This window comes from Vagococcus sp. WN80Y, from assembly GCF_059621045.1.
The window spans coordinates 31,725-45,942 of record NZ_JCAQHY010000152.1 but is presented as its reverse complement, the minus strand read 5'-3'; the positions used below and the strand labels follow the sequence as shown (position 1 = coordinate 45,942).

The window sequence follows — 14,218 nt, the reverse complement described above, 5'->3', positions numbered from 1 at the left end:
ACTAAACTAGCTTAGGCTTTACCATCCTTACGCATCTTTAACTTCAAAAAAGCCAAAGCTTTTTTAGCATCGTTCTCATCTACTGTGTTCTCGCCTACTACTTCGGTCTCAATTCCATCAGCGGATTTATTAAAATCAACCACTAGATTTGTGTAATCGTTCTCGACCACAAACTTCGCTTGTTTACCAATGAACTTTAACCCTACGACACTTATCCCTTTTTCTCCGATACACTCCATCGTATTCGCAAAATCAACATCCGAATTTCCCCAGCCGTCTGATGATAAAATAGCACCATCACAGCGCATCCCTGCTAGCCAATGAGCTGTTCTTTCACCGACAAGATACTTCATTTTATTATCTTGTGGTGTCCCAACAACCACGACTCCTTGAAAATCAATATCAGGATCACCTGCAAAAACGGCTAATAATGGATCTCGAAAGTGATGCAACGATGTTTCTTTAGTCGAAGGTCCAATTCCCATTACACTCACTCACTCTCTGAATGACCTGTTCACTACACCATGGCACGAATTGCGCCATCACGATATTCATTTGCACTAAGAAGTATTGGCATATTTGCCATATCGATAATTGACAAACCACCCGTAAACCCACTAGGTTCATTAGGAAATAATAGATTATCGTACATCGCTCCTTGTCCAGCTACCTGCTTAACAATCGCAACTTTAGGTTTATTATCTTGCCTTTTCTCTTGATACTCATGAACTTCAGTCGCAAAACGACCATCTAACATCTTTAATAACTCGCGAATTGGTTGAATTAACTGGTCAACATAAGCAAACATCTCCAAACACACCGTTCGTTCAAGAATAGCGCCTTCCTTAGCAATCAAATCAATATGAATTAAGCAATCGCTCTTCTTTGGCGTTCCATTTTTTCCAAAAGTCAGTTGTTGACTAAGACGACCATCTGAAGAACCAAATTCATGCATTTGTTCCCCATTTTTAATTTTACCGGTCATCAAGACATACACACCTGTTAGAGTGTGAGTAATCCCTTGTCCCGGAATACCTAAAACTTTAGTCGAAATGGGTAAAATATCCATGATAGTATTGATTTCAATGTCATGCTGAAATGGCTCAATAATGCTAACCGTTACAGTGTCAAACTCATGAGATAGGGTGGTTTCTAACGGCAGTGATAAGTGTGTCCCTTTTAAGCTATAGTCGCTTGCTAAAGAGACATTCTCTACATGAAACGCTTTAATTTTTAAGGTTGAATGCTTACTCATATTTTCACCTCTTCTCAGATGTGACAGAAGCTTCCGAGAGTGAGACTCATCTCACCCTCTACTTCCGAAAAGCAACTATCACTAGTTAATTAACAAACAATCAGTGTCACGTTAATCTTCACTTAATTAAACATGCGCGATGTATTCATAAGGAAGAGGCACGATTTTACCTGGTGTTTGAATCGCAACTAACTCAGTTAATGTGTCTTTTAAAATATGTGTTTGCATCTCAATATTATGAGGTTCTCCAGCGTTAGCTCCCATTGGAACAAGAGGTGCTACGGCTCTAGGTGAACCATTTTGTCTTACGACAGGTGGTAATGCTGCAATTAAAATTGTAGGAATTCCCGCTTCCTCAATAGCTCTCTGCACGATCACGGCAGTTCTATGACAGGTCCCTCAACCAGCGGTTAAGACGACGGCATCGACATCTTCTTCCACCAATTTTTGTGCAATTTCCGGACCAGTTTGGTTAATAAACGCATCCTGGTCACCACCGCCACCCATGAAACCAAAATGGATCGGCGCACATTCTTTAATAAAGCCTTCATCAGCTAGCTCTCTCAAACGCTCAATTGGGAACATACAGTTAACGTCTTTATTTACGTCTGCATTATCGTACCCACCATGGGATACCATCAAATCATTGACATCAGCATCACTTGGAATTTCACGGTAACTAGTATCCCCCGCTAAATTAAATCGTTTATCGCTTTTCAGATGAACACCTGCAGCAGTCGCCATCGCAACGCGCATTTCTTTTAACTCTTTTGTGACAGGGGTAAAAATTGATTTCGGCGTAATTGGCACGAAAATCTCAGATTGTAACCCATCAAATACTGTTAATGACATTCTAATTGACTCCCTTCAACTTATTAGTTTTCAGTTTTTTCGTCGTATCGACTCTTAATTTCTTCCATACGCTTCTTGTTTTGTTCGATGGCATATACGTACTTTTCGTCTGGTTCTGGATCCAGAACCTCGGGATAAGACATCATAAACCCAACAACTTGTCCGACTTGAAGCTCATTTTGAGAAATCAACATCCGCTTAGGTATCTTGATCTGACCTAACCGACCTTTTAAATCTATTGTGACACCGGCATCGGTGAGTTCTACCAAAATGCCTTCATACATTCGTTCAGTTGAAATATATTTTAATCTATCCATACATACACCTTCAAATAAAGTTTTTTTGATTACTCTTGCTCGTAAATTTCGAGACGTTTCTTACTCTTAGGTAAGACTTGTTCATTGTCTACTAGGTCAATTTTTGTGCCTAATTTAGCTTCAATTGCTTCAACGTTATTTTGTTTGACAGACGGGTTCCACTTACGCTCGGCTTTTTCAATTGTGCCACCGCCCATAAGTGTTTTAACCATTGCAAGTGCTCTAGCAGCATCTTCTGGACAAAGAGTATTATTAGATAATACTTCATTTTCAATCCCTTGCATTGATTTATTATTGTCAACCATTGCGTTCATGTATTTGTTACCAACAACTAATGCGCCTTGAACCGCACTATAAGTTTCTCCAACAACATGAACACCACGCTTACCAATTTCTTCAATATGTGACGCAAAATCAATGTGATTGTTACCAAATCCTTCAGTCGTTACAATCGCGCCATCAATTCCCATAGCTTCAATTGCCATTCCTAATCGTTTTGAGACATAGAATTTTTCTGAGTTAGCTTGAGGTGACCCAACAAACATAACACCAACTAAGTCAATTTCCTCATCTTCCATCGCCGCTTTAACAAGTGGCTCTCTGAAGTAATGACGAGACGTTTCTTTAGACGCAGGTCCAATACAAGTTAACGCATGAATCCCACCATCTAGCACTTCTGTCGGCGCTAGAATAACTGGTAAGTTTCCTAAGTCAACGTTTGGTTTTGCGCCTAAAACTCCGACTGGCTCAACTGGCATAATTAGATTATCATGCATTGCGCCTTGACCCATAATCTCTTTCACGATTAGAACACGTTTTTTACCTGGGCGACGATATTGAACAATCTCTTCTGATTCAACAACAAGTGAGTCGTCAGCTTCTTTCATGGCTTTACGAATTTCTTCGGTAATGTGATCAGCAGATTTATGTGCTGCTAAAGGACCACTACGCTCCATGTTAGTTCCAGCTTTAACAGTTACTTCAACCTTGATGAAGATGTCGCCTTTATCTGGAGCACCTGGACGTCCCCACATAATATTACGATCAAGTTCACCTTCAGATGAACCAAATTCACCAATTTGCACGCCGTTAGCGTCTGTCCCTGTTAAAACAATGACAACTCCGTCTAAAATACGAGTGATGCCATGACCGATATCGCCTTCTTCTTTTGTTGCGATCGGCTGAACATCCATAATCGTTTCGCTGTAAACTCCATATTTATCCGGTGTGATAATTTCCACATTCATATCTTCTACCAATTCTTGCAACTCAACTGATTCTTGACAGATTTCAGCCGCATTACGAATGGTTAACGTTGTACCTTCAAGTTTTGTTTCTTCGCCAAACTCTACTTTATCAATCTTGAAGTGCTTGCGAACAAATGACCGAACTTCTTTAGACTCAGCAACTTCCACTGGCGCTTCAGCTACTGCTGGCGCTGGAGATGCATTAACGACGGGCGCTGCTTCAACTGGTGAAGCTCCCATTGCACCTGCTAAAGTCAAAGGAATTTCTAATTCGATTCCTTTACCTTCTGCTATGTGAATTTTAACTGTTTGTCCAGCGGCACTAATCGGAGCTGGTACCGAAGCTTGAGGAGCAGCTGGTGCAACCTCTGGTACTGCTTGAATTTCTGGTACTTCTGTAGAAGGGGTTTCTTTCTCAACTTTGGTAATTCCTTCAAGTAATTCAGCGGTTAAAGGAACTAACGCATCCGTTGTTTTTAATAAAGTTGCGCCTAATACTTCGCCGATTGTTAACGTATCTTCACCGAGCGTTAATAATCCTGAATCTTCTAAATCCGGGAAAATAACTGGATCCTCTAAATCACCAGGTCCGATTGTTTTTCCTGATTCTGTCCGACAACAAAGTACGGCAGGATCTTTTGCGTGCTCTTGTGCAGTTTCTACAGTAATTGACATTTTGTCAAAACCTCCCATTATCTATTTTTAGTGATCTGTGGGTAACCTTCTGTATAGTTTGTGACCTGCTGCACGTAACACATGATCCGTATGATGATAAACTGGAACTCCTAACCTAGGAGCAACACCCATGACGGTGTTTGTTCAATCTTGACACGTGCCAGTTAAGATAACCTCAGCACCTGCTTTTTTCATTTTTAAGACTTTTTCAGCTTGTCCTGGACATATGCCCGGCAAGTCACATCTATATCTTCCATTAACTTCCACCATGCGTTTACAGCGTTCTGCTGCGACGACTTTTGCACCCATATTAGTTGCGATTTCAGTTAAGCGTTCTTCGCCGCCACCACATTCGCAAATCAAAATACCAACATTACGTTCTTCTTGTGGATAAGGCATCGCTACGATAAATCCACCAGTTGTTTTCATGACAGGACTCATTTCAGTCCCACTTGAACCAGTAAAAGGTCCACCAAGGACAATCTCACCATGTGGTTCAACGTAACCACCAGTTGCTTCAATTAGAGTCATTGCTGGTGTGCCAATTGGGATATCTTTAAAGACTTGTGTCCCATTGACGACTCTACCAGATACAGTTAAGTCTTTGTCAATAAACGGTTTTCTTAAGATGACAGCTTCAGCGACATGCTTGACTGTTTCAATATTAGACACAATTGTATTTGCTTCAATCGGTAATTGACCTGGTTCTAGCGTCACACCAACTAACTCTCGTACAACCACCCGTTCGTCTCCTGCTGGATACATATCAGATAAAAACTTAACGTGGATACTAGGCTCATTAGCAACAGCTTTCTCTAAACATTTAACAGCTTTCACATACTTCTGCTTAATTGCAATATACACTTCTGCTGCTTCCGTAATCTCCTGCATAATTTTTAATCCTTCTATTAAACGATCTGTTTCATCTTCAATAGAACGAATATTATGCGCGAGCAACGGTTCACACTCAGCCGCATTAGCAATTAAGTAGCCACCTTTAATCTTTGAAGCTAATTTCACATGAGTAGGGAAACCTGCGCCACCTGCGCCGACTACTCCAGCAGCTTCAATTAATTCTAAAGGATTTGTTGATTCTTTTAATGGAATAAACTCGTGACTCTGTTCACTTGACAAACTGATAACAATTCCCGTCATGTTGATATTGACCACTTCCCCATCAACACTTGCATGGATATTTGCGCCTAAGCCCGTTGGTGTTGCAATTAGCTGACCGCGTTTAACTCGATCCCCAACCGAAACAATGGCCTGACAAGGTGCGCCGACATGTTGTTTTAATGGAATTTGAATATTCACCATGTTATTTTCACCTCCTTTTATAAAATTGTTTAAACCAGACAATAAAACGTGTCTAATTCCCCTATATAATATCATATCAAAAATAATATTGCACCCTTTTATCGACTATTTTATAACTTTTTCACAATATTTTAATTTTAGACATCAAACGGTTACATCTCGCTCAACATTTTCACTATCTACAATTGACTTTTGTTCAATCACATGTTAACCTTAACTTGAAAAACGGATATAAGACCGTTATATCAACGAATTCAAAATAATATCTTTAGTAAAAAACAGAAAATAAAGATATCAAAAGTGACGTTATCAAATCAAAACGTGTTGTTATCAAATCACTATTTTCCGTCAAAAAAGACAAAAATAGTGTGTGTTTTCACAATTCCTAAAAAGTGTCTTTTTCCAATCGATAAGTGACTAATAATAACTAAAAAATGGAGGCGATTATGGTGAACTTTAAAAACACTCATTATTTAAACGGTTTTTTTACTAATCTGAAAGAAAAATCTTTTTATATAAAAAAGGAAACTAGCATTGAAACTTATATTGAATCATTCGATAGCAATCCTCAAGTAGCTTCAACAGCTTTCATCTCAGACAATCCAATCAAATTAACTTATCGTGTCCCCTATTTTCGGCTACTTTATGTTTTGAAAGGGTCAATTGGGATTACTATCGATCAAAAAGAGTTAGATTTTTTTGAGGGAGGCGTTATTCTTGCAAATCCCAACACTCATATTGTCTACCGTGGGACTAGTACAAATACCGAGGTTGCTAGTATTATTTTTAAACCTGACTTTTTCAGTAATTTATTTTTAAGTGATTTAGTTGACTTGCCGTTATTTTATGATTTTGTGATGCAAGGATTGGAAGATGACTACCAAAAGAGTAATTATTTTTTCTTTCAACAGTCCGTTGAAGATTTTAGCCACTATTTACTCCTCTTTCTATTTAAAGAGGCAATAGCCAATAACCCTAAAAAAGCAGTTCAGTATCCCGCTCTTTTTCTATTATTGTCTGAATTAGATGATAATAAAGATAGGACGCTCGTGTTAGAAAAGTCCACGTTGCCGTCAAATCTATTTATTGGCGAAATTCTCAAGTATATCAATCATCATTTTGATGAAGTTTCTCTTAATGAACTCGCGGCTAAATACAATTTACATCCAAACTCTCTTTCTTCGATGATAAAAAAACAAACAGGTAAAAATTTTTCAGAGCACTTAACAGAAGCCCGACTAAACCGCGCCTCTTACTATTTAAAAAATTCTAACGTCTCTGTCCAAGAAATTAGTGAAAAGATGGGTTATCAAGATAAAAGTTATTTTTTCCGACTATTTAAAAAACATTTTGGCCTCTCACCAAACCAGTATAGAAAGAAGAATCAGCGCTTCACTGACCTCTCTTAAAACATGATAAAAAAATAAAACTTTGTCATTTAATTTCTTTTTTTTGAAATTAAATTTGACAAAGTTTTGTTTTCAGTTATAATTGGCATTACCAAATCGAATATTTTATTAAGTATTGGACTAGTAAAGGCTTTGCAGACACTTACAGAAAGAAAATCATTGCTGAGAGATTTTCGTCACTGGCACCCTTGAACCTACCAAGATATAGATCGGTGAGATACCGTTATCAACTATTAGAGTCGTAAAGTTAGCATTACTTTAAAACAAGGTGGTACCGCCAATTAATTGGTCCTTGTATTTAAGTAGTGCTTTTTTATTTTATTTTTATAACTGAAAGGTGGATTTTTACATGACAGAAAAAGAATTTGTAAAAGAGATTACCAAACGAGATGTCGACTTTGCTAAATGGTATACCGATATCGTCCTAAAAAGTGAATTATGTGATTACTCAAGCGTCAAAGGCTGTATGATTTTACGTCCTGCTGGTTTCGGCTTATGGGAAAATATTCAAGCAGTTGTTGACAAACGATTAAAAGCAATGAAACATGAAAACGTCATGATGCCTATGCTGATCCCTGAGCACATGTTACTTAAAGAAGCTGAACACGTTGAAGGATTTGCTCCAGAAGTTGCTTGGGTAACTCACGGCGGCGACAACGAGTTAGCTGAACGCTTAGCGATTCGTCCAACATCAGAGGTTCACTTCGCTGAGCATTTCAAAAAAATAGTTCGCTCACACAGAGACTTACCTAAACTATACAACCAATGGGTTAGTGTTGTTCGCTGGGAAAAAACAACTCGTCCATTTTTAAGAACAACTGAGTTTTTCTGGCAAGAAGGACACACCTGTCATGTCGACTTTGAAGATGCTGACGTTGAAGCTCTGCAAATCTTAGACCTGTACAAGGATGTTTGTGAGAACATGCTCGCTATCCCTGTTGTTGGTGGTGCTAAAACTGAAAGTGAAAAATTTGCTGGAGCTGATATCACGTACACAAATGAAACATTGATGTACGACGGTAAAGCTTTACAAATCACGACTTCTCATCATCTTGGCGATAACTTTGGTCGTGCCTTTGATATTACTTATGCTGATAAAGAAGGCAAAGAGCAATTTGTTCACCAAACTTCTTGGGCAATTACTACTCGCTCTATCGGTGGTATTATCATGGTTCATGGCGATGATCGCGGATTGGTTCTACCTCCACGTATCGCTCATGTACAAATTATGATTATCCCAATCGCTCAACATAAAGATGGCGTTTTAGACAAAGCCTATGACCTTGAAAAACAATTTGGCGAACAGTTTACTGTCCGCGTCGATGATTCTGATAAGCAAGCTGGTTGGAAATTCAACGATGCTGAAATGAAAGGAATCCCTGTTCGTGTTGAGTTTGGTCCTAAAGACCTTGAAAAAAATCAAGTGGTTGTCGTACGTCGTGATACACTTGAAAAACAAACGATGGCACTTGATGAGCATCTGAATGACAACATTGCTGCTTTGATGGACGACATTCACGACAACATGCTTGCAACTGCGCGCAAACGTCAAGAAGAAAAAACACACCGTACAACTGACAAAGCAGAATTCATCGAGCTAGTAAAAGCAGGTGGCTTTGTCATTGCCCCTTGGAATGGCGATGAAGCCGTTGAAGAGCAAATCAAAGAAGAAACTGGCGCCACTGCCCGTGTAATTGCTTTTGAAGACGCCAAGGCTGATTTAACCGATGTTAAGTGTGTTTGGACAGGTGAACCTGCGAAATTTATCGTTCACTGGGCAAAAGCGTATTAAAATTGATAGTATATCATTTGTAATGATATTTTAACAAGTAAAAAAATAGAGTGATGCTTAGTTCTTTCCAAGCACCACTCTATTCTTTTTATTCAATAATCGTTAACTCTTTCGGATAACTATTCAGGTTTTCATAACCATCTTCAGTCGCAACAATTAGATCTTCAATTCTGACGCCAACTTCACCTAAAATATAAATACCTGGTTCGATTGAAAAAATCATGCCTGGTTCAACCACGTTATGATTAGCGGCAGACACATCTCCCGCTTCATGACATTCGATACCGATAAAATGTCCAGTCCGATGTGTAAAATACTCGCCATAACCTTTTTCTGTAATATAATCACGAGCAGCAGCATCTATTTCACTGAATTTAACTCCTGGTTTAACCATCGCAATCGCCCGTTTATTGGCCTCTAACACGGTTTCGTAAACGTCACGGCTCTTGTCAGGAACTGACTTATAGAAAAATGTCCGAGTCATATCTGAGTTATAGCCATTTTTAACACCACCGATATCCAAGATGATGCTATCCCCTTCTTTAACAATTGATTCATCATTCATATGATGAGGGTCCGCTCCATTCGCTCCATACGCAACAATCGGATCAAATGAAAACCCTGAATTACCAAGATCGGCGTAAATTTCTGCTAAGCGAGTCGTCATTTCAAGTTCAGTTAACTTTTCAGGAATTAATTGTTTCAACCGATCAATTGCGACATCATTATCCTTCGAAACCTCACGCATCAACTGAATTTCTTCCGCACTCTTTCGTGACCTGACTAAGTCCGTAATATCTGAACCAACCATAAAGTTAGTTGATTTAGTCAACTCCATTAAATGAAGTAAGAAATGCGCAGGCCAATTTTTATCGATACCAATCAACTTGTCTTGGTCAATATAATCAAGCATGATTTTCACGCCATCATCTGTATCATCCACATAAACCAACTTTACGCCAAGATCCTCAGTAATTGGGAACAACTTATTCAACACCAAGGTATGATCACCAGATTCTTTTATCACAAGTACAAGTATCCGCTCACCGGGATGTATCCAACGACCTGTCAAATAGAAAATTGTCGTAGGATCAGAAACAAGTAATTGTGGAACCTCTTTCTTTTTCATTTCCGTTAACACACTGTTTAATCGTTCTTGAATCATCATAAATTCCTCCTTGATTATAATAAAAGAGCCTAATCACTCTTTTTTTCTCAGAGTCACGTCAAAGTGAAGAGAATTTTTTCAGCTCTTAGCATCTTAATCATATCATGCTCATACTTTAGCCAATTCCCTATACCTATTTGCCTCACTCTATTATATCTCACAATGCCATTCAGTAATAGTGGCATCATTAATTGTACAGTTCTATTTAAATTGCTAAAATTATTTAACAACTGATAGTTGAAACAAATTTACAATATCACAAGATAGTCGGAGTTTCAATATTTTTCAGGATTTCTCATGTCTATATCATTTACTAGTATTCTTTCCTCTGTTTTTGTTAAACTCATCACTATCGCTCTTTCTTCCTCTTTTAAATCACTTAAAAATGAGGTATGCTAAATTAAGAGCCTTTATTCGCGGAATAAGAGGACAATTTTTTTAATGGAGGAGAACCGATGATCTATTTCGATAACGCTGCTACAACTCTTAGAAAACCGCCAGAGGTTGCCGAAGCGATGATCGCTTCACTAAGCACATTAGGAAATTCTGGTAGAGGCGTTCATGAGAGCTCACTAGATTCCGCACGCGTCATTTTCAATACTCGCAATCAATTGGCACGTTTATTCAATGTGAACAATTCTCAGCAGATTGCATTTACTTGCAACGCGACCGAAAGCTTAAATATTGCCATTAAAGGTCTAATTACCCCAGAAGATCGGGTTGTGACAACTGTTTTAGAGCATAACTCTGTCCTTCGCCCCCTTTATGAGCAGGAAGAAAAAGGAACCATTCTAACAATTATTTCTGCTGATAATCAAGGACTTATCAACTATCAGTTACTAGAAAATGAGCTTCGCTCCAACAAAACAACAGCGTTAGTAATCACCCACGCTTCCAATTTAACTGGGAACGTTATCGACTTAAAACGAGTCGGGCAATTAACTCGAAGCACCAATACGCTCCTCATCGTTGATGCCTCTCAAACTGCTGGTGTAATGCCAATTGATGTCGTTGAGATGAATATAGATGTTTTGTGTTTTACTGGTCACAAGGGACTCCTTGGCCCACAAGGAACAGGCGGGATTTATGTAAGAGAAGGACTTGATATTCGTCCTTTTAAATCCGGTGGAACTGGAATTGAAACCTACAATAAGAAGCAGCCAACTCGGATGCCAACTCTTCTTGAAGCGGGAACTTTAAATGGTCACGGTATTGCTGGACTTAGCGCTGCATTAGAGCATATTCAAACTGTTGGAACTTCTTATATTTATGACAAAGAACAACAACTTATGAGTCATTTTTATAAAGAAATAAACCTGATTGAAGGTCTCACCATTTATGGCGATTTCAGCAATTTAGACCGTAGCCCTATTGTAAGCCTCAATATCGGGACACTAGACTCTTCAGAGGTTAGTGACCAGCTTTACACCGATTATGACATTGCAACACGATCTGGCGGGCATTGTGCGCCATTGATGCATCAAACACTTGGAACAGTAGAACAAGGTGCCGTTAGATTTAGTTTTTCTCATTACAACACCATCTCAGAAGTGAATCGAGCTGTTTTTGCGATTAAACAAATCAGCAAAGAGGCTCAAACTAAAACACACTAAGTTTATGAGAGATCCAATACACACTCTCCAATCGCCGAACACTCGAAAGAATCGATTGTTCGGCAATCCTTTTTGCGACTATGTTTTCTTAATCGGCCACTACTTAGAACTAGAAACGTCGAGATTCAGGTCGTACTTTCCCCACTATTCCCCTATCTCATTTCTATTTTAATCAAAATATAATATTTTTTCTAAACCTCCTCCTCTTTGTCAGTTGATTGAGAATAGTCAACTATCAGAAAAACTCTCCCTTCTGAATTTCATCGGCTACCCCACAACATAACTTAGAAAATTTCACTAATTCTCCCCCCTTTCATTTAAGTTTAAACCACTTTTCTGCCAAAACAACTGATACTTTTCTGCTTTTTTACATCCTATCCTTGGCCAATTTTTATTAAATGCCACCTGCTATTCTCAATTAGAGTCTTTTTCTTTTTCATTAAACTCTCATCTTACTAAAAAAAGAGAGAGACTTTCTAAATTAGCACTTGTTAAACAAATCACATAAATGCTATACTCACTTTGTAACGCTATCAATTTAATTCGACCAATAGAATTAAAGCGCATTCGAAACTTGAAAATAGCTCGATAACAACCAAGGAGGAAAAAGAATGGACATTATTACCGATTTACCCCTGATTTTTGATAGCTTTGCGGATGCTCGGCAACAAGGTTTTTTAGCTGTCAAAGAATTAAAAGAACAAGGTACCCCCATTATTGGCGGTTACTGCACTTTTTTGCCTGAAGAACTTGCGATGGCAGCTGGCGCACTACAAATCAGCCTTTGTTCCACCTCGGATGAAACTATCAGTGCTGCCGAAGAGGATCTCCCCCGCAATCTCTGCCCTTTGATTAAATCAAGCTATGGCTTTGGGAAGACTGATAAATGTCCCTATTTCTATTTCTCTGATTTAGTTGTTGGCGAAACAACTTGTGACGGTAAGAAAAAAATGTATGAATACATGCAAGATTTTAAACCGACATATGTTATGCAGCTGCCAAATAAAAAAGATTCCGCAGCAAGTTTAGCTTTATGGAAAGATGAAATTATTCAATATAAAGATAAACTGGAAGAATTTTTGGAAGTCACTATTACTGAAGAACAGATTCAAGAAGCAATTTTTTTGAAAAATCGCGAGCGAACTGCACGTAAAAATTTTTACGGTTTAGGGAAACTCAACCCATCTGCATTGTCTGGCACCGATATTTTTAAAGTCATGTATGGAGCAAATTATACCCTAGACAAAGAAAAATTAATCCATTCTCTCGAAGAAATGACCGCTCAAGTAACCGCTGATTACGAAAATGGCAAACGACTTGATGCTAAGCCTCGGATTTTAATTACTGGTTGCCCTATTGGCGGTGTCACAGAAAAAGTGATTCGAGCAGTCGAAGACAATGGTGCAGTCGCTGTGGCTTTTGAAAACTGTACTGTCGCTAAAGCCGTGGAACGACTTGTGGATGAAGAGATGAATGTCTATGACGCCTTAACAGAAAAATACATCAACATCGGCTGTGCGTGTATCAGCAACAATAACAATCGGATCGAGCTATTGGATCAAATGATTGATGATTATCAAGTAGATGGTGTTCTCGATATGGTACTACAAGCTTGTATCCCATTTGCTGTTGAATCAAATAAAATCAGAGAATTTTGTCAGGATAAAAAAGAAATTCCTTACATTTATTTAGAAACCGACTACTCAACCTCAGACATCGAACAAATCAACACCAGAGTAACCGCGTTTATTGAAATGATTGGTGATTAAAAATGATTATCGGAATTGATAGTGGCTCAACGACTACTAAGGGAGTTCTGATTAAGGATCAGGTAATTGTCGCTAAAAAACTAATTAAAACAAAAGGCGATCCAAAAACAGCTATGAACGAGATTCTCGCTGATTTGACTTATAAGCCAGATGAGATGTTATTGACATCAACTGGTTACGGACGCAATTTAATCGAAGCAGACTATGTCATCACAGAGATTACCTGTCATGCAGAAGGTGTTAGACGTCTCGATCCGACTATTGAGCAAATGGTTGATATTGGTGGTCAGGATTGCAAAGCGATTAAAATGAGTACTAAAGGCAAGGTGCTTGATTTCAATATGAATGATAAGTGCGCAGCGGGTACTGGTCGCTTTGTAGACGTTATGATGGGTATTTTAGGTGAAGACATCGGCGAGATGGATGCCTTTGTCGCTAATGCGACAGCTGTTAAAATTAACAGCATGTGTACTGTTTTTGCCGAGTCTGAAGTTATTGGCTTAATTGCTCAAGGTGTTCCCCGTCAAGACATTGCTCTCGGAGTTCTTCATTCTATTATGAGCCGAGTCAGTAATCAATTTGCTAAAGTTCGTCCAAAAGCTGAACAGCCACTTTTCTTATCAGGTGGTTTATCACAGAGCACTATTATCCAACAGTTATTAAGCCAATATACCAATACACCTGTTCGTAGCCATCCTGACGCCCAATTTGCTGGCGCTATCGGTGCTGCCTACCTAGGGCAGACTAAACATACAAGCTAATAATAAAATGAGGAGGGAGGACAAAAGTCCCACCTCCTCATTT

13 protein-coding genes are annotated in these 14,218 nt (G+C 38.8%); 5 read left to right on the top strand and 8 right to left on the bottom strand.

Annotated elements, in window-relative coordinates; translation table 11 throughout:
- Positions 1–11 precede the first annotated feature (11 nt).
- The 7 genes from AC5KOD_RS11665 to prdC form a co-directional block, all read right to left on the bottom strand.
- Positions 12–485 carry a glycine/sarcosine/betaine reductase component B subunit gene (locus tag AC5KOD_RS11665; RefSeq protein WP_496914740.1) on the bottom strand — a complete coding sequence of 158 codons (474 nt, stop codon included), beginning with the start codon at positions 483–485 and terminating at the stop codon, positions 12–14.
- 32 nt (positions 486–517) lie between these two features.
- Positions 518–1,255, bottom strand: a complete 738-nt coding sequence (prdD, locus tag AC5KOD_RS11660) for a proline reductase cluster protein PrdD (protein ID WP_496914739.1) — start codon at positions 1,253–1,255, stop codon at positions 518–520.
- A gap of 126 nt (positions 1,256–1,381) precedes the next feature.
- Complete coding sequence (locus tag AC5KOD_RS11655; protein ID WP_496914738.1) at positions 1,382–1,627, bottom strand: hypothetical protein; 246 nt, start codon at positions 1,625–1,627, stop codon at positions 1,382–1,384.
- A 27-nt stretch (positions 1,628–1,654) separates the two neighbouring features.
- A complete protein-coding gene (locus AC5KOD_RS11650; protein ID WP_496914737.1) occupies positions 1,655–2,107 on the bottom strand; it encodes a glycine/sarcosine/betaine reductase selenoprotein B family protein in 453 nt (150 codons plus the stop codon).
- Between the two features lie 23 nt (positions 2,108–2,130).
- Positions 2,131–2,424 (bottom strand): CBO2463/CBO2479 domain-containing protein, encoded by a 294-nt coding sequence (locus AC5KOD_RS11645; protein ID WP_496914736.1) that lies wholly within the window; start codon positions 2,422–2,424, stop codon positions 2,131–2,133.
- Positions 2,425–2,453: 29 nt separating this feature from the next.
- On the bottom strand, positions 2,454–4,346 hold the full coding sequence (gene prdA / locus AC5KOD_RS11640) for a D-proline reductase (dithiol) proprotein PrdA (RefSeq protein ID WP_496914735.1): 1,893 nt from the start codon (positions 4,344–4,346) through the stop codon (positions 2,454–2,456).
- A gap of 27 nt (positions 4,347–4,373) precedes the next feature.
- The gene (gene prdC / locus AC5KOD_RS11635; RefSeq protein ID WP_496914734.1) at positions 4,374–5,663 is read right to left on the bottom strand and encodes a proline reductase-associated electron transfer protein PrdC; all 1,290 of its coding nucleotides are present in this window, start codon (positions 5,661–5,663) and stop codon (positions 4,374–4,376) included.
- 446 nt (positions 5,664–6,109) lie between these two features.
- Between prdC and AC5KOD_RS11630 the strand changes: the two genes are divergently transcribed.
- Together AC5KOD_RS11630 and proS are read left to right on the top strand one after the other, a co-directional pair.
- Positions 6,110–7,072 (top strand): helix-turn-helix domain-containing protein, encoded by a 963-nt coding sequence (locus AC5KOD_RS11630; RefSeq protein WP_496914733.1) that lies wholly within the window; start codon positions 6,110–6,112, stop codon positions 7,070–7,072.
- 349 nt (positions 7,073–7,421) lie between these two features.
- Positions 7,422–8,864 carry a proline--tRNA ligase gene (gene proS / locus AC5KOD_RS11625; protein ID WP_496914732.1) on the top strand — a complete coding sequence of 481 codons (1,443 nt, stop codon included), beginning with the start codon at positions 7,422–7,424 and terminating at the stop codon, positions 8,862–8,864.
- An 88-nt stretch (positions 8,865–8,952) separates the two neighbouring features.
- On the opposite strand, the gene AC5KOD_RS11620 is transcribed toward proS, so the two are convergent.
- Positions 8,953–10,029, bottom strand: coding sequence for a M24 family metallopeptidase (locus tag AC5KOD_RS11620; protein WP_496914731.1), 1,077 nt, complete (start codon positions 10,027–10,029; stop codon positions 8,953–8,955).
- Positions 10,030–10,487: 458 nt separating this feature from the next.
- On the opposite strand from AC5KOD_RS11620, the gene AC5KOD_RS11615 reads away from it, so the two are divergent.
- From AC5KOD_RS11615 to AC5KOD_RS11605, 3 genes are all read left to right on the top strand, one after another.
- Positions 10,488–11,645, top strand: a complete 1,158-nt coding sequence (locus AC5KOD_RS11615; RefSeq protein ID WP_496914730.1) for an aminotransferase class V-fold PLP-dependent enzyme — start codon at positions 10,488–10,490, stop codon at positions 11,643–11,645.
- Between the two features lie 611 nt (positions 11,646–12,256).
- Positions 12,257–13,414, top strand: a complete 1,158-nt coding sequence (locus AC5KOD_RS11610; protein ID WP_496914729.1) for a double-cubane-cluster-containing anaerobic reductase — start codon at positions 12,257–12,259, stop codon at positions 13,412–13,414.
- Positions 13,415–13,416: 2 nt separating this feature from the next.
- Positions 13,417–14,175 (top strand): acyl-CoA dehydratase activase, encoded by a 759-nt coding sequence (locus AC5KOD_RS11605; protein ID WP_496914728.1) that lies wholly within the window; start codon positions 13,417–13,419, stop codon positions 14,173–14,175.
- The last annotated feature ends 43 nt before the right edge of the window (positions 14,176–14,218 follow it).